The sequence below is a fragment of the Porphyromonas gingivicanis JCM 15907 genome, assembly GCF_000614585.1.
Taxonomy (GTDB): Bacteria; Bacteroidota; Bacteroidia; order Bacteroidales; family Porphyromonadaceae; genus Porphyromonas; species Porphyromonas gingivicanis.
This window is the reverse complement of sequence record NZ_BAKX01000003.1, coordinates 215,625-239,542: the sequence shown is the minus strand read 5'-3', so window position 1 is coordinate 239,542 and position 23,918 is coordinate 215,625. Positions and strand designations below refer to the sequence as shown.

Here is a 23,918-nt window from a genome sequence, read left to right as displayed (position 1 = left end):
CTATGAGCGAAATCATACGAGTGCTCCCCGAGAGCATTGCCAACCAAATAGCGGCAGGAGAGGTAATCCAACGCCCAGCATCGGTTCTCAAAGAATTAGTAGAAAATGCTATCGATGCTGGAGCTACTCAGATACGAGTAGAGGTAGAGGAAGCAGGACGAGCTTTGTTACGCGTCAGCGACAACGGATGCGGTATGTCTCCAATGGATGCTCGTATGGCTTTTGAGCGACATGCTACCAGTAAGATAGCTTCAGTAGAAGACCTTTTTTCGCTCCACTCCATGGGTTTTAGAGGAGAGGCATTAGCTTCTATTGCCTCCGTAGCACAGGTGGAATTACTCACCCGCCGAGACTCTGATGAAATGGGTACTTTACTCTGCATCAATGGCTCTGAAGTTGTATCGTCCAAACCAACGGTAGCCCCTGTGGGAAGTACGTTTACCGTGCGTAATCTCTTCTTTAATGTGCCTGCACGCCGTCGCTTTCTCAAAACCAATGCCACTGAATTAAGACACTTACAGGAGCAGTTTGAACGAATAGCACTTATATACCCTTCTATTTCTTTCTCTTTCCTTTCGGATGGAGTCCCTATTTTAGATTTGCCCAAAACAACCCAATTAAGGCGTTTGGCAGATGCCTTGGGGAAGCATTTAGAAAAGACTCTTATCCCCATTACTTTTAAAAACGAATTAGCAACGATTGATGGCTTTGTTTGTCATCCTTCGGGTGCTAAAAAGCGCAATCCCGAACAATACTTCTTTGTCAATGGACGGTTTATGAAGCACCCTTACTTCCATAAGGCGGTAAGCTCTGTGTATGATCAATTACTACCTCCTAACACATATCCCAACTACTTCATAAACTTTACCATAGACCCCTCTCGAATAGATGTCAATATACACCCAACCAAAACGGAGATAAAGTTTTTAGATGAGCAAGCTATCTTTAAGATTTTAGCTATCGTTATCCGACAAACGCTCAATCTAAAAATGGAAACTCCAATGATTGACTTCAATCCTCAAAATGTAGTGGATATACCTATCTATGAAGGGCACTCTGAAGAGATACTACCCGCCCCAGATACCACGATTGACCCCAGCTATGATCCATTTTTAGAGAGCAGCAATTTACCTCAAGAAACATCTGCAAGTTATAAACCGAAAGGGAACTCTTCTCGAATAAGTTGGCAAGATATGTTTCGCTCCTTCGAGAGCAATAGAAGCACTTCTGGAACACCCCCTCTCTCTTCCCCTCTATTTTCTCAAGACCAACAAACGGCTTTGGAGTCCAACAGTGAATCTTTGAAACCTAATTATGCTTCTAAAAAGCAGAATTGTTTTCTGTATGGAGAGCGTTACATAGTTACTTCTTTACTGAGAGGGGTGGTGTTTATCGATGCACACAGAGCCAAGCTACGCATTGTCTATGAGGATATATTACGCCAATTAAAAGATAAAAATCAATCTCTACAAACCTCTCAGCTATTGACCCCAGAGGTGTGTAGTTTTCCTATTCGAGAGGAAGCACAGATAGAGAAAATAATCCCTCAATTAGACTCTTTGGGTTTCGAAATCAGCCTTTGGGAAAAGGCGAATACTCCATAAATACCGCTCCTCTATCTGTAGAGAACCATGCTAGAGATATTATCGAGCAAGCTATCTCTTCCATGCTCGGCAAGCAAGATTTTTCTACGGATGAACTAATAGATGTTATGGCTTCTGCATGGCACAAGAAAAGAGAGGAGCTTTTAAGCCTTTACGCTCAACGGAAGAAGCTGAGGAGATTATAGCTCAACTCTTCTCTTGTATAGAGAATACCTATACCCCTACGGGGCAAAAGATTATTCATCTTTTCTCCGAAGAAGAAATCAAAAAACTCTTCTAACAGAAAAACTATACAGAATATAGTAACCACAACAGTCGTACAGAACAATAAGTAGAAAGCCTGCATTAAAAGCCTTTGAAATGGTAGGAAGAAGGGTATACACAGATGGGAAACCTAAATGATAACGTAGTGAGTATGTAATGTGCGAGATTTTCATAACTCTCTCTCCCAATCTAACGACACTATCCCAACCAGAGTCTGCATACAAAAAAATCCCCAACTAAAGGGGAAAGAAAAATAGGAAGAAATCTTTTGGAGGAAAAGTGATCAGGTCGGGATTCGAACCCGAGACCGACTGCTTAGAAGGCAGTTGCTCTATCCAGCTGAGCTACCTGACCAAGATTTCCAAATCCGCTTGCAAAGGTAAGACTTTTTTGTTAAACAAAAAACAGCATACACCGCTATATCTCGCTCTTTTTACTCTTTCTTCCCTCTTATCAAAAGTCCTCCTTTCTCAGAGTATCCAAAAGACAACGAAAGAATCCTCATTGGAAGAATCCACAGAACGATTATTTTTTTCCCTCGTAAAACTGCTTGCTGATTGAACACACTGCATAGGAGAACTCTCAGAATCATTATTTTTCACCAAAGTTTTTTGACAAGAAAAAATACAAGGAAAGAGATATAAGTACTGGCAAGGTAGTGTTATCTTCCTGCTGTTGTAATACGTTGTCCTCTTAAATCCTCCATATAGACCCGCAAAACCCTCCGTACAAACTTCTCCAACCATCCTTGTAAACTCCCCGAACCTTCCGTGCAAACTTTTGAAACCATCCGAGCAAACTCTCAAAAGGATTATACCTTTTCATTCCAATTACCTATACCATTAGAGTAATGCTTTTTACTACTATCTTTAGAAATGTGCTGCGATAGGTATACAAGCCTTATAGAAAGGGAAGCAATATATCCCCTCCTTTCCGAACCTTATCGAAGTTTTTAGGGCTTCCTCTTATACTCTTTTCAGACGATAGTTTTCACAAAAAATCCATCAACCTCCTTAGAAGAAATACTCTTCACTCAAAAGCCAAGAGAAAGTTTTTTGGGAAAAGAAAAAGACGACTCCCCATCCTTGCACGGATGAGAAGTCGCCTTCGTACAATTATTAACGTAAAATGCTACTTATGCAACTCCGCTAAAGCCCATAAACGCCATAGCCAATATACTTGCAGAGATCATAGCAATAGGAACATTCTTCATTGCCTTAGGAAGATTGGCAGAGGAGAGTTGTTCACGCATCCCCGCAAATACAACCATTGCCAAAAAGAACCCTAATCCCGTAGCAATCGAATAAACAAGACTTTCAACGAAATTATAATCCTTCTGGATAACTAATATCGCTACCCCCAATACGCAACAGTTAGTGGTAATAAGGGGTAAGAAAACCCCTAATGCTTGATATAAAGGAGGAGAAACTTTTTTCAAAACCATTTCCAACATCTGTACAAGAGAGGCAATAACCAAGATGAACGAAATAGTTTGGAGGAAACCTATATTGAAAGGAACCAATACGTAATTGTTAATCAAAAAGGTTACCATAGTGCTATTGCCAAAACAAAAGTTACGGCAGCCCCCATACCAGCAGCGGTGTCTATCTTCTTAGAAACCCCAAAGAAAGGGCAAATCCCCAAGAACTGAGACAGTACAACGTTATTAACAAATATCGCTGCTATGACAATCATTATATAATGCATAATAGAATATCAATTAAAAGTGCAACATCAAGATTTCTTTGTTACCACATTGAAGAGAGCAATCAGACATCCCAATACCAAGAAAGCTCCCGGAGGAAGAATGAAAGTTAAAGCTCCATAAGAATCGGGGAAGAGTACCATATCGAATACTTTACCCGAGCCTAATAACTCACGAATAGCACCCAACACTGTAAGAGCCAATGTAAAGCCCAAACCAATACTAATACCATCAAGGATAGAAATAATTGGATTCTGCTTTGATGCAACAGACTCTGCACGTCCTAATACAATACAGTTAACAACAATTAATGGGATAAAAAGCCCTAAGCTCGCATCTAACGAGGGTAAAAAAGCCTTAATAAGTAACTGGAGAACCGTTACGAAGCCCGCAATTACCACAATAAAAGCTGGGATACGTACCGCATCTGGAATTAACTTTTTAAGCAATGAGATTACCAAGTTGGCAAAAATCAAAACAAACGTTGTAGCCAATCCCATACTCATCCCGTTTATTCCAGAAGTTGTAGTGGCTAATGTAGGACATAAACCGAGGAGAAGGACAAAAGTCGGATTCTCCTTAATAATCCCATTTGTAAGGGTTTGTATATACTTATTCATTGTTCAGCTCCTTTCTCTACAAGTGTAGTTGTAGTGGTTTGTTCCATAATAGCTTCTTCTGCAGAAGTGGTTGTAACTCCCCCACTAACCTTTTGGTAAGTCTTATAAGCCCTATTGATAGCATCAAGAAAAGCACGACTACTTATGGTAGAAGCAGTAATAGCATCGACCTTACCTCCATCTTTACTAACCACAAGAGGGGCTTCTGCACTCATATCTACCCCAGATATCTTGCGGATAGAAGTAGCAGAGAGATTGTCCAAATGAAACCATTCTTGCATCTTAGCACCAAGACCTGGAGTTTCGGAATGCTTTAAGACAGAAAAATCTTTAATAATACCAGCAGCATCGAAACCTACCATTACATCAATACGACCAGAAAAACCATTACCAGAGTAAGACTGTACTGCATATCCCACTACTGTACCACCCTTTTTGGCTGGATAAACGGTGAGTTTTTCAGTTTCGCCCTCTAACTCTACTTCAACTTTTTCATCAAGAGGGGCATTGTCAAACTCAGGAACAACCTGTTTGATAGCTTCTGTTTTGTTTTTTAACTCTGTGGCAGCTATGGGGTCTTTAGTAACCTCATTCATAACTCCAAGTATCGCACCCACTATAAGACATATAAGAGTGAGTGAAAGAAGCATATTAGGGAATGTAGATGCTAACTTTTTCATTTCGTTGCCTCCTTTACTTTCTTAACTTTTTCTCCAAAATGCTTGGGCTTGCAATATAGGTTGATAATTGGGGTAAAGGCATTCATTATAAGAATGGCAAAAGACATACCCTCTGGATAAGCACCCCAAGTACGAATAATCACAGTCAGCAAGCCAATACATACCCCATAAACAAGTTGTCCACTATGAGTAATAGGAGATGACACATAGTCAGTAGCCATAAAAATAGCACCTAACATAAGACCTCCAGTAAGCAAATGAGTAACAGGAGAGGGATATATAGATGGATTGACTAAGTAAAGAATGCCACTAAACACAAATACCGTTAACAAAATGGATATAGGAGTGTGCCAAGTGATAATCTTACGCACCAACATATACACAAGACCTATCAAAAGAGCTATGGCAGAAATTTCTCCCATAGAACCAGGGTTAAGCCCCAAGAAAAGATCTAACGAACTTGGGATTTGCTCCAAAGCACCTTCAGTCCCCTTAATAGCCTCTTTCATAAAAGAGAGAGGAGTAGCCATAGTCTCTCCGTCTACTACCTTAGCGAGGTGAGATGCTACAGGCCAAGTAGTCATTTGAGCAGGAAAAGCTATCAAAAGAAATACACGACCTACCAAAGCTGGGTTGAAGATATTGTTCCCCAAACCTCCAAAAGCCATCTTACCAATAGCAATAGCGATAAAAGAACCTATTATCACAATCCACCAAGGCAAAGTACTTGGAAGATTGAAGGCCAAAAGTACAGCTGTTAGAATAGCAGAACCATCGAAAATATAGTTCTTACGACGGAGCATAAAGGTTGTAATAAAATACTCCGAGAAACAGCAAGTGAGCACACAAATAGCGGTAACTAAAAGGGAGTTCCATCCAAATTGGTATACCGAAAACAAAAACGCTGGTACCAGTGCAATAAGCACTCCGTACATATTTTTACTGATGCTATCACCACTATGAATATGCGGTGAAGGCGATACTATCATTCTATTTTCCATTGTGAGAAAATTTATTTGTAGAGTTGCTTATTGTTTACGAGCACGCATAATACCCATAACAGTCTGTTTCCCGATACGAATATAGTCCAGGAGAGGACGATCTGCGGGGCAAGTAAAACTACAAGACCCACACTCGATACAATCCACTACATTCATACTCTCACAGCCATCCCAATTTTTAAGAACTGTGTCTCGCATAAGGAAAGCAGGATTAAGTCCCATAGGGCATACACCCACACACTTACCACAACGCACACAGTCTCTCATCTCATTACGAGCAGTAGCCTTACGGCTTAAGAGCAATAGACCAGAAGAGCCCTTGGTTACAGGGACATCTGTATTGACCAAGGCACGTCCCATCATAGGACCACCTCCTATTACTTTACCCGTATCTTCAGGCATTCCCCCCGCATGGTTGATTAAGTCAATCATAGGAGTCCCCATACGTACCAAGAGGTTAGAAGGATTAGCCAAAGTATCTCCTGTAACAGTTACAATACGCTCAACAAGAGGTTTATTCTTTTGAACAGCCTCATAAACAGCGTAAACAGTACCGACATTCTGCACCACCGCTCCTGTAGATATGGGAAGAGCTCCACTGGAAACTTGGCGACGTATAACAGCATCTATCAATTGTTTTTCTCCTCCTTGAGGATACCTCTTCTTCAAAGGAATAATTTTGATGCCAGAGTAAGCACTTGCCACACGCTCCATTTCTTGGATAGCTTCAGGCTTATTCACCTCAATACCAATGAGTGTTTCTTGAACACCAATGGCTTTCATGATAATAGAACAACCTATCATGATTTCCTCTGCATGCTCTCTCATTAAAGCATCGTCACTGGTAAGGAACGGCTCACACTCTACGGCGTTTATGATGAGAACAGTTGCCTTTTGACCTGGAGGAGGAGAAAGTTTGACATGGGTTGGGAATGTAGCTCCCCCCATACCAACGATACCCATTTCGGCAATCTTATCTACAATTTCTTTTGGGCTTAAAGCGCACTCCTTCTTTATAGTAGTAGAGCGGTCAATAGATTCTTCCCATTCGTCGCCCTCTACATTTATGAATATAGCAGGTTTCTTGTAACCACTTGAGTCAAAGATGGTGTCAATCTTAGCAACCTTACCAGATACTGGAGAGTGGATATTGGCAGAAACAAATCCCCCAGCTTTGGCAACAAGCGTTCCCACCTTAACCTCATCTCCTTTTGCAACAACAGCCTGTGCAGGAGCACCGATATGCTGTCCTAAAGGAATAACTGCCACCTTAGGAATAGGCAATACCTCGATAGGACGGCCTGCTGACATTTTACTTTCGGGAGGATGAATTCCCCCTATACGAAAAGTCCTCTGCATAGTATTTATACTAATATGATCGTTTTTTGATTATTTACTGTTATCACGCATTAGCTACAGGCGCATCTGATGGTTGCGCTGGAGGAGTTACTGGCACCTGAGGAGCTGGAGCCTCTGCTTTAGGCTCAGCAGGTACTTCAGGTTTACGAGGAGGGAAGTTAGTCTCATGAATAGCTCCAGTAGGACAAACAGCCACACATTTACGACACAAACGACACTTGTTAAAGTCGATGTATGCAACATTGTTCTCTACAGTGATCGCTTCAAACGGACATGTCTTCTGACACTTTCCACAACCGATACAAGCACTCTTACATGCTTTCATCGCTACTCCACCCTTATCCTTATTCACACAAGAGACGAACACACGACGTCCTTTAGGTCCTTTCTTGCGAAGCTCTATAATCATCTTAGGACAAGCCTTTACACAAGCTCCACAAGAGGTACATTTCTCTTCGTCAATTTCAGGCAGTCCTGTAACAGGATTCATATGCAAAGCATCGAAATCACAAGAAAGCGCACAGTCTCCTAATCCTAAGCAACCAAAAGAACAGCCTGTTTCTCCTGAATAGAGTACAGAAGCAATCTTACAACTCTTAGCACCCTGATACTCGTTAACTTTGGGACGAGCCTCACAAGTACCATTACAGCGTACAACAGCTACCATAGGTTCGGCAGCCCCAGCAGACATTCCTAAAATATCTGCTACTTGCCCCATAACAGCCGCTCCTCCCACGGGACAGAAGAGACCATCTAAAGAGGAAGCTCCAACGCATGCAGCAGCAAAACCGCTACATCCTGGATAACCACATCCCCCACAGTTGGCCTGAGGGAGAACTTCGGATACGGCTCCAATACGAGGGTCTTCATACACTTCGAATTTCTTCGATACGAAATAAAGAAGTAGTGCACTGACAATGGCTATCACGCCCAGCACAATCGCAGTTAGTATCATATATTATCGTTTGAATGAATTTTCTCTATTGTGAAAACAAACTTACGCTTCAATACAGACCGAAACATAGATAGCACACCATAATAAACCCCCACACTGGCAAGGGTCAAGAAAGCGGTGTTAAGTTCAGAATAATGGAAAGCATAATTTGCCAAAAGGGCAACTACGAGAGTTATAATCAAAGGAACTACAAAGCTCAAAAAAACAGCCAAGCGACCCATAGCATACTGCCCTTTAAGAATAACGGGCTCGCCAATCTCAAAGTTTCCTTGGGGAGAGTAGACCGTTATCTCTCGTTCTTTACAGTCTGCCGAAGAACACGCACTTGCTGCATGACAACCACTACAAGCACTCTTCTGCTGAACAGTAACAACTACGTAAGCATCACGCACACGAGAGACGATAGCCCTCTGTTCTAAAACGTCTTGACTCATCGCTTATACAAAGCTTTTTACAATAATAACTCTTAGACTCCACAAAAGTAGGTATAAATATCTATTTAGAATACACCTATCAAAGAAAAAATCCCAACTTCACAGCATAACCACCCATACATGAAAACAAAAAATACCTAAGGATTATGAAGAAAGTTACACCAAAGAGATAAATATTAGTAGGTATTCACCTCTCTTAACCCTCATTTTTATTAGATATCATCCAACAATGAGAGTTCTTCGATACATTTCTTCACACCTACCTGCCAAGGGCAACAAGGACAAATGGTACTCTCCAAAGCGAGAAGAGAATAAGCAGGACGAAGAGCCAATGTTGGATAATCCTCGGTAGTAATAGGGAGTACTCTACAAGAAGCTTCCAAAGAAGCTTCTTTGACTATTTCCTTAGCGAAGCCATACCATGAGGTTTCTCCTTGATCACAGAAATGATTTATAAAAGAAGGAAATAGCCCTGTATCTACAAATTTCTGACAAAGCCCCCCTATGTACTCTGCTAAATGAGGTGCATATGTAGGGGCTCCACACTGATCGGCTACTACTCGCAGCTCTTTTTTAGAACGAGCAAGATGCAGAATAGTCTTGAGAAAATTTTTGCCAAATGGAGCATAAAGCCACGAGGTCCTTACAACCACACCTCTGCCCCTCATTATGTTATTCTGAAGAGCCAACTCTCCTTCATATTTGCTTCTACCATATACAGAAAGTGGATGTGGTATATCTGTGGTTAAATAGGGTGTTCTCTTTTTGCCATCAAAAACATAGTCGGTACTTATTTGTACCATAGCCCACCCTCGGGCATCAATCTCTCGCGCTAAATCTGCTACCAAATAGGCATTAAGATACATAGCTCGCTCCTCTTCGACCTCTGCTTGATCAACTTGAGTATAAGCCACAGTATTGACAACTATACAAGTGCCATAGTTTCTCTCCTTATACAAGTTGTCCAAGAGGTGAAATAAACCTTCGACCTCTTGTTTCTTCTCAAAATCACACTCCGCTCTTGTTATAGGAAAACAATCCGAAGCCTTCCACTGCTCTTCTGAAGAAAAATAGCGAAGCAGGGAACGTCCCAACTGTCCATTAGCTCCCAAAAGTACAATTAGAGCTTTTTTCTCTGCCATAAACGTCCAGTATCTTACTCCGACTCTTTATAAGTCATTCGTTTTTCACCCAATACTTTGAGAAGAAGACCAAACTTTTTGAGCATTTCTAATGTGTCTGGGAAAACCTCTTTTTGCGTGCTTTGCAACCTATGTAAACCATAGATAGCTTCCAAGCAGGTCTCTATCTCGCCCTTTGCTTGCGCTCCGTTTTTCTTTTGCAAAGCAATAATGGAAGGTAACACTTGTAAATGTAAACCTTGATAAATCTCTTCTCGCTCATCTTCAAGCAACCTTAGGTGCAAATCCTCTAAAGTTTTAATCAAACACCGTATATCTTGGCTATGGGTTCCCATCTTTTCCAAAAGTTCTTCTTCTTGCAACTCAGCGTAAACCTTTCGGAGCAACGTAACAAGAGGCACATTCTCCTTATCGGTGAGCAATCCGTTGCAATACTCTTGGAAAGTTTCTTGGGATGGAAAAGCTCTTACTAATTCTTCCAGTTTCCATATATAAAGAAGGTATTCAGCAGGGTTTTCGTCTCTTAACTTCTGCATTATGGGTTGAGAAAAGAGTTGGTTATCCATAGAAGAGTTATTTTTTTCTGAGTAAACGATATACGGGATAAAGAGAAGACAAGTAGCCTACTATAACAATAGTCATCAGTAGGATGAAAATATCAAGACCTTGTATCTCTACAGGATAGGGTTGCTTGTAAATTCCTTGTCCATAGGTAATCCACCCCCATCGGTCTTGCGCTCCTATGAGCAGTAGCCCCAAAAAGAAACCAATAAAGGCTCCTAAAAAAGTAACAAAAAAACCTTGGATTAAAAACACTCGACGAACGAATTTACTCTGCCCCCCAAGAAAGAGAGTATCTCTACGTCTCTCTTTTTTTCGATAATCAACATTGAGGAAGAGCATACCACATTGAACGCTGCTAACAGAAGAACGAAAAAAAGGATAAAGAAGCTCATCCATTTCTCAATAGCAACCAAGCGAATCAAATCAGGTTGTTGCTCCGCACGATTAAGCACCCTCCATTCATCTCCCAAATCCTCTTGCAAGCTCTTTTGTACCTCTGAGAGCGAAAGCTCTTTTTTGGGTAGTAATAGCACCCTATCGGCTTCGGAAGAGGTATAATCCAAAAGAGTGCGTAGCGCATCAATATCTAAAAAAAGAGATTGGTCATAATACTCATTTTGCACATTAATTACGGAAGTCGCCTCGCCCTTTTTCAATCGAAAGGCGGTATTGGGTAACATTGGATTGATAAATCCTTTCCTTTTGGGGCTGTAAATCATAACGCTATCCTCCAAAGCAGAAAAGACGGGAAAGAGAGTTCCATAGAGTTCTAACCCCAAAGTGTACTGTTCTTCCTTTGTTGTAAACTGTCCTAAAAAAGCAAGGGGTGCAACATTATTGACCTCAGCAAAAGCGGTATCTACACCATAAAGATGTGCTACTCGCTGTGTAACGTCAGAGCGCACTACCCCATCTGCTTGTAGAGCAAAGGAGTAGTTTTCTAAACTTGTAGTCTGCGATAGTATCTTCTGCAAGTGCGGTTCTTCAGAGAGAAAAACCTGTTTATCTGCACGCTCAATAAGTAGAGGAGGGTCTAAGAAGCTAACTTGATTGAGCAAAATACGTTCATATCCATTAAAAATAGAGAGGATACAAACCGCTGCCATAACCACTATCCCCACCGTAATAGAAGAGATTGTAGAGATGATATGTACAGAATGCAATCTCTTCATCGAAAAGAAGTAACGAGAAGCTAAGCGCAAAGAGAGCATTCTACAAAAGTTTAGAGAAAAAACAGCGTCAACTACAAAGACCTATTGTAAGTACAAACAAGAAAAGCAATTATTTTTTCAGTAGCCGATCTATGTTATCAAGATAATCTAACGTATCGTCCAAGTAAAAAATAAGTTCGGGGATAACACGCAACTGCTTGCCTAACTCTACCCCTAAATCGTAACGAAGTTGTGCTGCATTGCCTTGTATAATGGGCATCAAGGTAGAAGACTTTGCACTGGGGAAAACGCTCAAATAGACTTTTGCCACGGCAAGGTCTGGCGATATAACTACCTGCGTTACACTAATAATAACCCCAGAGACGGAAGCGGTCTGCTTACGTATAAGCTCGCCCAATTCTTTCTGAATGAGGCGAGACACTTTATTAATTCGTCTATTATCCATAGCCTTAGTTTTCTTGTTTATTTGGTTCTTGTTTCAATGGGTTGAGTACTCTGTGTAAATAACAATTGCGACAGAGAGGGCGGTAGCTTTCAAGCTCTCCCAAAAGGATTTGATGCTCTTGCTCAGAGAGACGATAAGAATAATTGGCAGGAGCTCCGCAATCCATACAAACAGCATGTACTTTAGATACATAGTCTGCCACTGCCATAAGCGCAGGCATAGAGCCAAAAGGATTTCTTTTATAGTCCAAATCAAGCCCTGCAATAACGACTCGCTTGCCATCATCGGCTAATTGCTCCACTACATATACAATACTTTCGTCAAAAAACTGCGCCTCGTCAATACCTACTACATCTGCATCGGAGGCCAATAGAAGTATCAACTGAGCATTGTCTACTGCATTGGAGTCGAAACTACGAGCATCGTGCGAGACTATATTCTTATCGTCATAGCGAGTATCTATGGCAGGTTTGTACACCTCCACTTTAAGTTGGGCTATGGAGGCTCTGCGCAAGCGACGCATCAGCTCTTCCGTTTTACCACTAAACATCGAGCCACAAATTACCTCTATCGACCCTCTTCTGTGAGAGCTCGTGTAGGCTCTTTCAATCTCTCCCAACTCCATGGTTCTGTATAGAATTGTACTCTTTGCTATTGTAAAGCATTATATGGCGACGTCCATCTTCGATTTCCTTCATCTCTACATAAATTGTATCCTCTGGGAGGAGAGCCTCAATAACTTCGGGCCACTCAATAAAGCAATAGTTGCCACTCTCAATATAATCCGAGAAGCCTAAGTTAAGAGCATCTTCCAAACAATCAAAACGGTAGCAATCCATATGATAGATAACACTCTCGCTATTGGGCAGGGCATACTCATTAACGATGGCAAAGGTGGGACTATTCATAACATCGTCCGCCCCCAAAGCTCGGCATAGAGCGGTTATAAAAGTTGTCTTACCCGTACCCATGGGAGCTACAAAAGCAAATACCTTATACCCTTGCACCTGCTCTATAAAGTACTGAGCCGCTCGAGCAATATCTGCCAAGCTCTCTATTACAATAGTATTCATTTAGGCTGTAAATCAATTATAGGTACCATCATCTCTTCCATAGAGATACCTCCATGTTGGAAAGTGTCTCGATAGTAACCCACATAGTAATTATAGTTGTTAGGATAAGCAAAGAAGTCATCTTCATAGCAAAATATGAACTTATCTGTTATGTGCGTAGAGGGTAACCCTATTTCTCGGGGTTTTACTACAGCATATACCTCTTTGCTATCATAAGTAAGATTGCGCCCCAACTTATATCGCAAATTAGTACTTGTATTGCGATCGCCTATTACCTTGACTGGATTTTTTACTCGTACTGTACCATGGTCGGTAGTGAGTATGATGCGACACTTCATCTCAGCCATTTTTTTGAAAAGACGGTAGGTAGTAGAATGCTTGAACCAACTTCGGGTCAAGGAGCGGTAGGCAGCTTCATCGTTCGCCAACTCCCGAATCATACGACTCTCTGTGCGGGCATGAGAAAGCATATCGACAAAGTTAAGCACAATGATATTCAGCGGATAGCGAGCCAGTTGGTCCATCGAAGCAAGCAACTTCTCTCCATAACGTGTTTCATAAACCTTGTGATACGAAAACTCATAGGGTTTACGAAAGCGCTCCAATTGAGTTTGAATCATGGGAGCTTCATTGAGGTTCTTACCCTCTTCGCTCTCCTCATCTACCCATAGGTCGGGAAATTGTTGGGCTATTTGTGCAGGCATCAACCCTGAAAAGATAGCATTGCGAGCATACTGTGTAGCCGTAGGTAAGATGGCCATATACAGATCTTCTTCAAAGTGAAAAAGATCGCTCAGCAAGTCTTTTACAGAGAGCCATTGGTCGTAACGGAAGTTGTCAATCAGTACAAAAAAGACTTTCTCTCCCTTATCCAAAAGAGGGAATACTCGTTTTGAAAAAAGGTCGGGACTCATCAAAGGGCGAGAAGTAGGGTTCTTTATCCACCCCTCATACTCGCGGCAAACAAATCGTCCAAATTGCTGTTGAGCCTCTCTCCGTTGCATATCAAGCATATCGAGCATATCGGGATACTCCTCTTCAAGTTGTAAGCTACGCTTCATGAGTTTCTTGTAGAGTTCTTTCCACTCCTCCAAAGAAAGTTGCCCCATAAGTTGCATACTAATATTGCGAAACTCTTGCTGATAGTCAAGTACTGCTGCCTCGCTGATGAGGTGCTCCTTTTGGAGTATTTTCTTAAGAGTTAGGAGCAACTGACTCGGATTGACAGGCTTTATTAAGAAGTCCGCCACCTTTCCTGCAATGGCTTTATTCATCAAAAACTCCTCATCGTTTTTGGTCACCATAACAATAGGTAAATAGGGAGAGAGGTGGCGTATCTGCTCTAAAGTTTCAAGCCCAGAGAGACCTGGCATATTTTCATCTAAGAAAACTAAGTCAAAAGACTCCTTCTTGAGCAAATCTAAGGCATCATTACCGCTTTGAGCAGGGAATACAGAGTACCCTTTTTTCTCCAAAAAGAGGATATGAGGCTTGAGAAGCTCTATCTCATCGTCTGCCCAAAGTATTCTGTACTGTGTTGGCATAGTTATAATCTATTTATTGCTCTCCCACAAAGGTACTATTTATTGAGTTTAGGTAAAACATTGTTTGGACAGAAGGCTTTACGAGAGTAGGTATAGTAGAGTTTATCGAAAGGTATAATGGTTACGCTCATAAGGGTTATACCTTTCGTTCCTACCCTATAACCCTTTTTACAAAAACCATTATACCTTTTGGGAGCAAGAAATATGGTAAATAAAAAAAAGGATAAAAAGAGGAAGAAGGAGTGTTTATCCTGCGTTGAAAACGCTTATCTGTATAGGGATTTTGAGAGATTACTCCTCTTCTTTCAGAGAATCATAGTAAGCACTATTTCGAGGGTGATATTTCAGTATATCTCTCCTCAATTTTGTTTTGTCAATATGGGTATAAATCTCGGTAGTACCGATATCTTCATGTCCCAGCATCATACGTATGGCCTGCAAGTTAGCTCCCCCTTCAAGCAAATGGGTCGCGAAGCTATGCCGAAAGGTGTGGGGACTTATCTCTTTGGTAATACCCGCCATCGTAGCAAGCTGTTTGATAAGACAGAAAACCGTTATGCGTGAGATGGCTTTTCCCCGCCGAGAGAGAAATATATACTCTCCCTCTCCAGCTTTGGGAGTATAACGCTTATCCGAAGAAAGGTAGGTATTGATAGCTTCCAAGCAGATGAGCTAATCGGCACCAATCGCTCTTTACGCCCCTTGCCCCATACTTGCACAAACCCCTCTTCGGGATGTACATCTCGCAAACGCAGATGGCAGAGTTCACTCACTCGTAAGCCACAACTGTAAAGTACCTCTATAATTGCTCTATTACGCAGCCCTTCGTCCTTAGTCATATCAATACTTTCAATGATATGGTCTATCTCCTCGACAGAAAGTACTGTGGGTAAATGAAGTCCAATCTTTGGTGTCTCTAAAAGTTCACTTGGGTCCAACTCGACATACTCTTCCAACATAAGAAATCTATAAAAGCTCTTAACACCCGAAATAATCCTTGCTGTAGAACGGGGAGAAATGCCCAAATCGTAGAGTTGAGCTACGAATTGCTGAAGAGTAGCGTAGGTAACTTCTTCCAATGTTATGCCTGAAGTATGTAAGAAATGAAAGAGTTTTTCCACATCTCCAAGGTAAGCCTGTATACTATTCTCGGTTAAATTAAGTTCCAAGCGCAGATAACGCTTGTAGGCATCTATCAACTCTCTATCTGTCATAGCAAAGAAATATTTTCAAGGTAAAGCCTTATCTTTGTAAGCAAAGATACGAGCAATATGGCAATGCGATCTCAACGAATCGTTATTTTAGATGGTCCTAACCTAAATAAAATAGGGATACGCGAACCTCATATATATGGTACGACCTCCCTGTCAGAATGGATAGAAGAGCTCAAACGACAGTTTCCCAATATAACATTGGAGCATCGACAGAGCAATCACGAAGGGGTACTCATTGATTGGTTGCAGGAGTTGGAGCAAGAGCAGGTAACAGGCATTGTACTCAATGCAGGTGCCTACACACACACCTCAATAGCTCTTTCCGATGCAGTACGTTCTATACAAACCCCTGTAATAGAGGTTCATATCAGTAATATCGCAGCTCGTGAAGCATATAGGCATCACTCTTACCTCTCTCCCGTAGTAGCTGGCACTATTTCTGGCTTGGGATTATATGGTTATCACTTAGCAGTGCTTGCCTTACTTAATCAATCATCTACCCAATAATTATGTCACAAAAATTAACCAAAATAGTAGCAACCATCAGTGACGAGCGTTGCGACAAAGAGTTTCTCAAATCACTAATTGATGCAGGTGTCAATGTGGTACGTTTGAACACAGCCCATATGACTCCAGAAGGGATGAATAAGGTAGTCGATAATGTCCGTGCCGTAGATCCCTACGTAGGTATTCTTATGGACACCAAGGGGCCAGAAATTAGAACAACTGTTTGTGAAAGCCCTATCCTATTCAAAGCTGGCGAGAAGGTTATCCTTCGAGGAGCACCCGATGAATTAACAACCCACGAGCAGATTGCACTCTCCTATCCTGACATCATTAATGTGCTCCAACCGGGAATGCGTATATTGATTGACGATGGAGATTTGGAACTCTTGGTGATGGAGGTGGGGCTTACAGAAGCTGTGTGTACCATACAAAACGAAGCAGAACTAAAAAGTCGCAAGAGTGTGAACATACCCGATGTACACATTCCACTACCCTCGCTCACAAAGAAAGACCTCTCCTTTATTGAGTATGCTATCCGTAAAGAAATTGACTTCATCGCTCACTCTTTCGTGCGTACCAAAGAGGATGTGTTGGATATCCAACGCATTTTGAATGCCTATAACAGCTCCATCGAAATTATCGCTAAAATAGAAAATCAAGAAGGGGTAGATAATATCGACGAAATCCTTTCTGTGGCATCGGGTATTATGATAGCTCGAGGCGATTTAGGGATAGAAATCCCCTTTGAAAGAATACCTGGAATACAACGCCACCTAATACGAAAAGCTATCGAGAAGAAAAAGCCCGTCATCGTTGCCACACAAATGCTACACTCAATGATTACCAATCCTCGCCCCACACGTGCGGAGGTAACAGACATTGCTAATGCTATTTACTATCGTACAGATGCGGTTATGTTGAGCGGAGAAACTGCTTACGGGAAGTATGCCATAGAGGCAGTGCAAACAATGAGCCGAGTGATATACGAAGCAGAGCAAACTCGTTTGGAAGCCAATGATATAAGAGTGCCAATAGAGGGAGACGACCTAACCACCACTGCCTTCTTGGCAAAACAAGCAGTAAAGAGTATTACTAAACTCAACGTAAAGGCACTTATTGCGGATAGCTATACAGGTCGTACAGCTCGGTACTTAGCTGCATTTCGAGGCAGAGTACCCATTTATGCCGTTTGCTACCGAAAACCTATTTCGAGACAACTATCGCTCTCCTATGGAGTAAAAACCAAATACGTTCCTCTCGAAAAGGGAATGCCCCAAAACTTGACTGAGGCTTTGGAGCAATTAGTAGCCTCTGGCTACCTCACAATGGAAGATAAGGTGGCTCATATGAGTGGTAATATCGGTAAAAATGGCTCTACCAACTCTTTGGAAATAGACACAGTGCATAATCTGATAAGCCAAAAGTAAACAACTGAAATAGATAAAAAAGAGAGAGCGTAGAGGAAAATTACCCCTCACATCTCTCTTTTTTGTAAAACCTATCAATAGGTTTCCTTTCTTATCTATGTCGTTACAATCGGAAGAATTAGAACAGTACTTAGAGGCGCATTCTTCAGAAGAGCTTCTCTACTCTCCTATCTAAGAAGGGAGGCACAGGTGCATCTTCTGCAACCTCGTATGCTTTCTGGACATTTGCAGGGGCGTTTTCTCAAAATGCTGGTCTCCTTGACACAACCAAAAAACATCTTAGAGATAGGCACCTATACTGCTTACGCTACTTTATGCTTAGCAGAGGGACTCTCTTCTAACTCTTCTGGACGTGTACACACCATAGAGCGCAATGACGAAATGGAAGACTTCATCCGCAGATCATTGACTCAATCCTCTCTTTCGGAACATATCACCCTTCATATTGGCAAAGCTGAAGAGATTTTACCCACATTATTAGAAGAAGTTTCTTTCCAACTTATCTATATGGATGCCGATAAGCGACAGTATACTCTTTACTATGAATTGCTCATCGACAAGCTACCATCAGGTGCTTTAATTATAGCCGACAATACTCTTTGGGATGGTAAAGTACTACAAACACCCACCCCAAAAGATGCACAGACACAAGGTATTGTACATTTCAATGAACAGATTGCTTCCGACCCTCGGGTGGAAGTCGTTTTACTCCCTCTAAGAGATGGACTTACCCTTATCCGAAAAAAGTGAAGTCGTGGCTCGCAATAAGCATAAATATCTCCCTCTACTTCTATTTATCTCTTAAAAAATATTCTTTATCGCTATAATCTGTTAGGGTAAGTATATTAAAATGCCTATTTCAGGGTATTGTTGTCTTTTTTGCACCTTACTACCTTTGCATCGTAGAAAAAATAACAGGCAGGAAGTTCCCGTCAGAGCTTGCAATAAGCGGTTGCAAAGGTTAGGTTAAAAAGTATCTTCACAAAGGTCAGTTTTACCATACCACTGTTCGGAGTAAGCCAACTGTTAAAGACACATAATCTGCTTCTTTTAGCAGAGTTGTCGTGATATTTTCTTCTCTCTTTCAATTTATTTCCTTATTCGTCAAGAGCCTCTCTCGTTTTCTAACTCGAGGGAGGTTCTCTTTTGGAGAGTGAGGTCGAAAGAATCTTATTAGGAGTAAATGCCTCCAGGGGCTATCGTAACTTGTCGGATAGAATCGTAGATAAAAACCGTTATTCCTCTTCCCTCTAAAGAACGGATAATCTCCAGTAAGGAATCGTAGGAAAACTGTATGCGCTCTATAATAATGGAACTTCCTGGAGGGACTGCTTCCAACGCATCTTTAGACCACTGCTTAGATCGCAAAGGAGTTGGCAAATCCTCCTTTCGCTTAACCAACCTCTTCTTCCCTCTACTCTTTTGCCATCGAACTACCAAACGCATCAAGTAGCGAGTCAGACGTGAAGAATGGTAATACTTATCATAAAAAAGCTCCATTGCACCATAAAACGCCTCTAAGTAACGTTCAGGATGAGCCGAAGCACTTTCGCTCTCACCCTTATAGTGCAGTATTGGTATGGGCAGGTAGTAATTGGTGTAACCGCATTGCAAAATACTATAAGAAAGGTCGATATCTTCTCCGTACATAAAGTAACGTTCATCAAGGTAGTTGGCACTCTGTACTGCCTCTTGACGCATAAACATAAAAGCTCCAGCCAGTATAGGCGCCTTACAAACAGCATCATCGGATAAATGCCCCAAATAGTAGCGATTGAAAAATGCACTCCGTGGAAACATCTTGCCCAAGCCGGTCATCTTACAGAAAGCAACAAAAGGCGTAACAACTCCCCTCTTACTCTCTGGAAGAAAGGTCCCCTGTGCATCCATCATACGTACGCCCAAAGCACCTGCATCGGGATGGGTTTCCATAAAAGAGATACACTCTTTTAGTGTAGATTCTCCAATCAAAGTATCAGGATTAAGGAGCAATACATACTTAGAAGTAGCCTGCTTCAAGACTTGATTATTAGCCCTCGCAAAACCAACATTATCTCTATTGGCAATGATATGACACCAAGGAAATGCTTCGGAAAGCAGTTCTACCGAACCATCTTCCGAAGCATTATCCACCACCCACACCTCTGCATCGAGCGAAGCTATAGCCTTAGCAACCGAATCGAGGCATTGTACTACAAAATGGGGTACTTTGTAATTAACAATAACGATAGTCAGTTGCTTAGACATAATTAAATAGTAGCAAAAACAGCTTCTTACTGAACCGTCAGCAAATAGTACTGTTTCTTCCCTTTCTGTACCAATAGATAACGCCCTGCGATAAGATATTCATCGCCAAGAAGCAACTCTGTATCGCCAACCTTCTCCTTATTGAGGCTCACTCCTCCGCTCTTTATGAGTTTTCGAAGCTCTCCTTTTGAAGGAAAAATAGGAGCTAACTCCGTACAAATGTCTATCATCTTGGGCGAAGCGACAAAAGCCTCTCGGGTTATCGTAAACTGAGGAACGCCCTCCATTACGGCTAAAAGAAGTTCTTCGGGTAGGTTCTTCAATGCTTCGGCAGTACCATTACCAAAAAGTATCTCCGAAGCTTCGACTGCTGCTTTGTAATCCTCTTCGCTGTGCACCAATATGGTCATCTCTTCTGCCAACTTGCGTTGCAAGATACGCTTATGAGGAGCTTGAGTATGCTCTTCTGTTAGAGTCTCAATTTCTTCTTTAGACAAAAATGTGAATATCTTGATGTAACGTACAGCATCATCATCGCTCACATTGAGCCAGAACTGATAGAAAGTGTACGGTGAAGTGTAGCGCCGATCGAGCCAGATATTGCCTTTTTCCGTTTTTCCAAACTTTCCGCCATCTGCCTTAGTAATAAGAGGACAGGTAATCGCAAAGCTTCGCCCCCATCAATACGACGGATTAATTCTGTCCCCGTGGTAATATTGCCCCACTGATCGGAACCTCCCATCTGCAAACGACAACCCTCATTACGATAGAGGTAGAGGAAATCATACCCTTGGAGTAGTTGGTATGAAAACTCCGTAAACGAGAGCCCCGCACCATCCTGTCCATCAATTCTCTTTTTGACAGAGTCTTTGGCCATCATATAGTTGACGGTAATATGCTTTCCTATCTCACGGATAAAGTCTAAGAAGCGCCACTCCGACATCCAGTCATAGTTATTGACCAACTTTGCAGCGTTGGGAAGGTGGCTATCGAAGTCCAAAAAGCGAGCTAACTGACGCCCTATTGCCTCCTGATTATGACGCAATGTTTCTATATCTAATAGCTTGCGCTCTGCACTCTTCATAGAGGGATCTCCAATCATACCAGTTGCACCTCCCAGAAGAGCGATGGGTCGATGTCCGAAGCGTTGTAAATGGCGGAGCATCATCACACCCACCAAATGTCCTATATGCAGAGAATCTGCGGTAGGGTCAATACCTACGTAAGCAGATGTTAATTCTTTCGACAATTGTTCTTCTGTGCCCGGCATTATGTTGTGTAGCATGCCACGCCACTTTAACTCTTCTACAAATGAATTCATTACCGTATGTATGTTCGTTATGATTTATCCACAAAGGTACGACGTCTCATGAAAATAGCACACGCTTCAAATGCGTGTATCACAATTCTACAATAGTAATACCTGCTCCTCCCAATCGTACATCCTCGTCATAATAGCGCAAGACATAGGGACGTGTTGCCAACAACTGACGTATGCTCTGGCGTAGTGCGCCTGTACCTGTGCCATGTAGTAAGCGTATCCGATGACAACCGACCTGTATGGCCTCATCGAGGTAATAATCTACTGCTTGCATGGCATCTAAAGCTCTCATACCTCGGAGGTCTAACTCCTGTTTGAAGTGTACTTTTTTTTCGTGCAAATGTTCGGTAACATTGCTACTCTTCTTCTCTTTAAGAGCTGGAGAAGTAACTTTACCCTTGCTACTTCTTTTAAGTTGAACAAGGGGAACGGAGGTCTGCATCGTGCCACCCAAGGCAAGCAAAGCAGAAGCTCCTCTTATCTCCAAGACCTCTCCCTCTATACCATTAGGGGTAATAACCCAGCAACCCACTTCGATAGGTTTCTCTTTGGTTGGATTTGGAGACTCTGTGATGCTCTTTTCCTGCTTAGGGTTAAGACGTTTTTCCTCTTTGCGCTTATTTCTCTTTTCGAGGCGTTTTATCTCCCTCTCTATGCGTTCTGAACTATTGTCAGCGTTCTCTGCCTCCATGGCAGGAAGTCCCTCCTTCGAAAAGCTCTCCAAAGCCTGACGCGCCTTTTGAGTACGCTCTCTCTCTGCACCACTCTCTTTAATCTCTCGAATGGTACGCTCTATTTTTGCATTGCTTTCGCTGAGAAGACGTTGCGCCTGCTCTCTGGCTTCTTGTATAATTTGCTGTTTTGACGAACGAAGTTGTAGCAAGTCTTTTTGATACCGCTCTATACTTTCCTCAAGTTCTTTCTCCCTTTTACGCACCAGTTCTCTCTTACGCTCCCAATAACGCCTATCACGCGCTATATCCTGAACATATTTGTCCGAGTCAATAAGTTCCTTACCTACCAAAAGCGAGGCATGCTCGATAACCTCCTTTGGTAATCCCGATTTCTTGGCTATCTCTATGGCAAAAGAGCTTCCAGGGTGTCCTATCGAGAGCTTAAACAGAGGACGCATCTCCCCCCTATCGTAGAGCATTGCCCCATTCACAACCCCCTCATGTTCCGTAGCATACTGCTTTAGATTCCGGTAATGGGTAGTTATGAGTCCAAAACTCTTTGCTTTGTTGAATTCTTCCAAAAGAGACTCGGCAATAGCTCCCCCCAATTCGGGTTCTGTACCTGCCCCAAACTCATCTATTAAGAGAAGAGAAGAAGGAGAAGCTAAGGCACAAAAACGCCTCATGTTTACCAAATGAGAGCTGTATGTACTCAAATCATCTTCCAACGATTGATCATCTCCTATATTTACCGCTATGGTTGAAAAAATCCCTGCGGTAGAGTCTGGATGCACAGGTATAGGAAACCCCATTTGTAACATATATTGGAGCATAGCACAGGTTTTGAGGCAAACGGACTTTCCCCCAGCATTGGGACCTGATATAATCAAAATGCGCCCTTCAGGCGCTTGCAAAGAAAGGTCTATGGGTACTAAAGAGCGATGCTCTGTCTCTAACGTTCTACGCAAAACAGGGTGACGTGCCTGCAACCAATCAAGGTAAGGTTTGGGCAAAAGTTTGGGAATGACCGCTCGCTCCTCTTGGGCAAAAAGAGCCATGGAAAAGAGTGCATCGAAAAGCCCCACCAAACGATACATATCTAAAATAGAGGAGATATGAGGGCGTATAGCATTGGATAGCTGAATGAGGATCCGTATAATCTCTCGTCGCTCTGCTACATCTAACTCACGGATGCGGTTGTTGGCTTCAACGATTTCTATGGGTTCTATAAAAATAGTTTTACCAGTACTCGATTCGTCGTGTACAATACCCTTTAAGTAACGCTTATAAGTAGGCGTAACTGGTATTACGGAATGTCCATTTCTTAGTGTGGGGCGCGCCTCTTCTTCTGCCCACCCCTGCTCTATGGCATAGGCTAAGATGCGCTTTACCTCTCGACTAATGTTTCTTTCGACCTGTACTCTTTCGTTTCTTATGGTAGCCAACTCAGGCGAAGCGGTATCCTTGATACGTCCAAATCGGTCTAATAACTCCTCAATGCGACGACTAATGTCGGGAAGTAAAAGTCCTTCGGGTAATAATGTCAATAGGTGAGGAAAGCGAGTCGGAGTAGTTCCTTCTTCTTCGGGTATATTTCTCTTTTGGTAACCTAAGAAGGAATAGAGATTAGCCACTCGATTGATCAGAGACGCCAAATGAGGTAGTTTCTCCTCGGAAAGATACGTTCCCTCTGGACGGATAGACTCTATACTGGCTCTCAAATCTTCTAAAGCAAGGTTAGGAATGTCCTTTTTCTCCTCCAATATGAGGAGCAACTCTCGCATACGCTCAAGCCTTTCTTGGAGCTGTTGGGGGTCTGCAGTAGCTTGCCACTCCTGCAAAACCTCTTGCCCCATAAGACTGCGCGACTTTTCTTTCAAAAGCAGTCGTATAGCATCGAAGCCTATTTTCTCTTCAAAAGAGTGAGGATAAATGGTTAGCTTACTCATATACGATTGTTCCATCA

The 23,918-nt window shown here is 42.2% G+C and carries 20 protein-coding genes, 1 tRNA gene and 4 pseudogenes; 5 read left to right on the top strand and 20 right to left on the bottom strand.

Going from position 1 to position 23,918, the window contains the following annotated elements:
* The first annotated feature begins 2 nt into the window (after positions 1 to 2).
* Together mutL and JCM15907_RS12990 are read left to right on the top strand one after the other, a co-directional pair.
* Positions 3 to 1,604: a DNA mismatch repair endonuclease MutL gene (mutL, locus tag JCM15907_RS10795; protein WP_051522385.1), complete on the top strand. Its 1,602-nt coding sequence runs from the start codon at positions 3 to 5 to the stop codon at positions 1,602 to 1,604.
* A 118-nt stretch (positions 1,605 to 1,722) separates the two neighbouring features.
* The gene (locus tag JCM15907_RS12990; RefSeq protein WP_159099914.1) at positions 1,723 to 1,884 is read left to right on the top strand and encodes a hypothetical protein; all 162 of its coding nucleotides are present in this window, start codon (positions 1,723 to 1,725) and stop codon (positions 1,882 to 1,884) included.
* 264 nt (positions 1,885 to 2,148) lie between these two features.
* Here the strand turns inward: JCM15907_RS12990 and JCM15907_RS04795 are convergent.
* From JCM15907_RS04795 to xerD, 17 genes and pseudogenes are all read right to left on the bottom strand, one after another.
* Positions 2,149 to 2,222, bottom strand: a tRNA-Arg gene (locus JCM15907_RS04795).
* A gap of 781 nt (positions 2,223 to 3,003) precedes the next feature.
* A pseudogene (gene rsxA, locus JCM15907_RS10785) lies at positions 3,004 to 3,575 on the bottom strand (electron transport complex subunit RsxA).
* 27 nt (positions 3,576 to 3,602) lie between these two features.
* Positions 3,603 to 4,193 (bottom strand): RnfABCDGE type electron transport complex subunit E, encoded by a 591-nt coding sequence (locus tag JCM15907_RS04785; protein ID WP_025842926.1) that lies wholly within the window; start codon positions 4,191 to 4,193, stop codon positions 3,603 to 3,605.
* A complete protein-coding gene (locus JCM15907_RS04780; protein WP_025842925.1) occupies positions 4,190 to 4,873 on the bottom strand; it encodes an RnfABCDGE type electron transport complex subunit G in 684 nt (227 codons plus the stop codon). Before JCM15907_RS04780 ends, JCM15907_RS04785 begins: the two co-directional genes overlap by 4 nt.
* Entirely contained in the window at positions 4,870 to 5,874 is a 1,005-nt protein-coding gene (locus tag JCM15907_RS04775; protein WP_025842924.1) for an RnfABCDGE type electron transport complex subunit D, read from the bottom strand. The genes JCM15907_RS04780 and JCM15907_RS04775 overlap by 4 nt, the downstream gene beginning before the upstream one ends.
* A 27-nt stretch (positions 5,875 to 5,901) precedes the next feature.
* Positions 5,902 to 7,233 carry an electron transport complex subunit RsxC gene (gene rsxC / locus JCM15907_RS04770; protein ID WP_025842923.1) on the bottom strand — a complete coding sequence of 444 codons (1,332 nt, stop codon included), beginning with the start codon at positions 7,231 to 7,233 and terminating at the stop codon, positions 5,902 to 5,904.
* A 43-nt stretch (positions 7,234 to 7,276) separates the two neighbouring features.
* Positions 7,277 to 8,188 (bottom strand): Fe-S cluster domain-containing protein, encoded by a 912-nt coding sequence (locus tag JCM15907_RS04765; RefSeq protein ID WP_025842922.1) that lies wholly within the window; start codon positions 8,186 to 8,188, stop codon positions 7,277 to 7,279.
* Positions 8,185 to 8,622, bottom strand: coding sequence for a SoxR reducing system RseC family protein (locus JCM15907_RS04760; RefSeq protein ID WP_025842921.1), 438 nt, complete (start codon positions 8,620 to 8,622; stop codon positions 8,185 to 8,187). Before JCM15907_RS04760 ends, JCM15907_RS04765 begins: the two co-directional genes overlap by 4 nt.
* Before the next feature lie 212 nt (positions 8,623 to 8,834).
* Entirely contained in the window at positions 8,835 to 9,764 is a 930-nt protein-coding gene (gene rfbD / locus JCM15907_RS04755; protein ID WP_025842920.1) for a dTDP-4-dehydrorhamnose reductase, read from the bottom strand.
* A gap of 14 nt (positions 9,765 to 9,778) precedes the next feature.
* On the bottom strand, positions 9,779 to 10,330 hold the full coding sequence (locus tag JCM15907_RS04750) for a DUF4924 family protein (protein WP_025842919.1): 552 nt from the start codon (positions 10,328 to 10,330) through the stop codon (positions 9,779 to 9,781).
* A gap of 7 nt (positions 10,331 to 10,337) precedes the next feature.
* Positions 10,338 to 10,580, bottom strand: coding sequence for an FtsX-like permease family protein (locus tag JCM15907_RS12985; protein ID WP_025842918.1), 243 nt, complete (start codon positions 10,578 to 10,580; stop codon positions 10,338 to 10,340).
* Positions 10,571 to 11,500, bottom strand: coding sequence for an ABC transporter permease family protein (locus JCM15907_RS12980; protein ID WP_159099913.1), 930 nt, complete (start codon positions 11,498 to 11,500; stop codon positions 10,571 to 10,573). Before JCM15907_RS12980 ends, JCM15907_RS12985 begins: the two co-directional genes overlap by 10 nt.
* 109 nt (positions 11,501 to 11,609) lie before the next feature.
* Positions 11,610 to 11,945 (bottom strand): ribosome-binding factor A, encoded by a 336-nt coding sequence (locus JCM15907_RS04735; RefSeq protein ID WP_025842916.1) that lies wholly within the window; start codon positions 11,943 to 11,945, stop codon positions 11,610 to 11,612.
* A gap of 4 nt (positions 11,946 to 11,949) precedes the next feature.
* Positions 11,950 to 12,570, bottom strand: a complete 621-nt coding sequence (locus tag JCM15907_RS04730; RefSeq protein ID WP_025842915.1) for a thymidine kinase — start codon at positions 12,568 to 12,570, stop codon at positions 11,950 to 11,952.
* Positions 12,551 to 13,018: a tRNA (adenosine(37)-N6)-threonylcarbamoyltransferase complex ATPase subunit type 1 TsaE gene (gene tsaE / locus JCM15907_RS04725; RefSeq protein ID WP_025842914.1), complete on the bottom strand. Its 468-nt coding sequence runs from the start codon at positions 13,016 to 13,018 to the stop codon at positions 12,551 to 12,553. The genes JCM15907_RS04730 and tsaE overlap by 20 nt, the downstream gene beginning before the upstream one ends.
* Complete coding sequence (gene porX / locus JCM15907_RS04720) at positions 13,015 to 14,562, bottom strand: T9SS response regulator signal transducer PorX (RefSeq protein ID WP_025842913.1); 1,548 nt, start codon at positions 14,560 to 14,562, stop codon at positions 13,015 to 13,017. The genes tsaE and porX overlap by 4 nt, the downstream gene beginning before the upstream one ends.
* 291 nt (positions 14,563 to 14,853) lie before the next feature.
* Positions 14,854 to 15,776: pseudogene (gene xerD, locus JCM15907_RS10780) on the bottom strand (site-specific tyrosine recombinase XerD).
* 57 nt (positions 15,777 to 15,833) lie between these two features.
* Between xerD and aroQ the strand changes: the two are divergent.
* The 3 genes and pseudogenes from aroQ to JCM15907_RS10775 all read left to right on the top strand — a co-directional run bounded on the left by aroQ (position 15,834) and on the right by JCM15907_RS10775 (position 18,460).
* Positions 15,834 to 16,283 (top strand): type II 3-dehydroquinate dehydratase, encoded by a 450-nt coding sequence (gene aroQ, locus JCM15907_RS04705; RefSeq protein ID WP_025842912.1) that lies wholly within the window; start codon positions 15,834 to 15,836, stop codon positions 16,281 to 16,283.
* Between the two features lie 2 nt (positions 16,284 to 16,285).
* Positions 16,286 to 17,710, top strand: a complete 1,425-nt coding sequence (gene pyk, locus JCM15907_RS04700) for a pyruvate kinase (protein WP_025842911.1) — start codon at positions 16,286 to 16,288, stop codon at positions 17,708 to 17,710.
* Positions 17,711 to 17,807: 97 nt separating this feature from the next.
* A pseudogene (locus JCM15907_RS10775) lies at positions 17,808 to 18,460 on the top strand (O-methyltransferase).
* Between the two features lie 423 nt (positions 18,461 to 18,883).
* Here the strand turns inward: JCM15907_RS10775 and JCM15907_RS10770 are convergent.
* The 3 genes and pseudogenes from JCM15907_RS10770 to JCM15907_RS04680 all read right to left on the bottom strand — a co-directional run bounded on the left by JCM15907_RS10770 (position 18,884) and on the right by JCM15907_RS04680 (position 23,916).
* A complete protein-coding gene (locus tag JCM15907_RS10770) occupies positions 18,884 to 19,957 on the bottom strand; it encodes a glycosyltransferase family 2 protein (RefSeq protein WP_025842910.1) in 1,074 nt (357 codons plus the stop codon).
* 26 nt (positions 19,958 to 19,983) lie between these two features.
* Positions 19,984 to 21,278 (bottom strand): annotated as a pseudogene (gene tyrS, locus JCM15907_RS10765) (tyrosine--tRNA ligase).
* Between the two features lie 79 nt (positions 21,279 to 21,357).
* Positions 21,358 to 23,916, bottom strand: coding sequence for an endonuclease MutS2 (locus JCM15907_RS04680; RefSeq protein WP_242396798.1), 2,559 nt, complete (start codon positions 23,914 to 23,916; stop codon positions 21,358 to 21,360).
* Between the last annotated feature and the right edge of the window lie 2 nt (positions 23,917 to 23,918).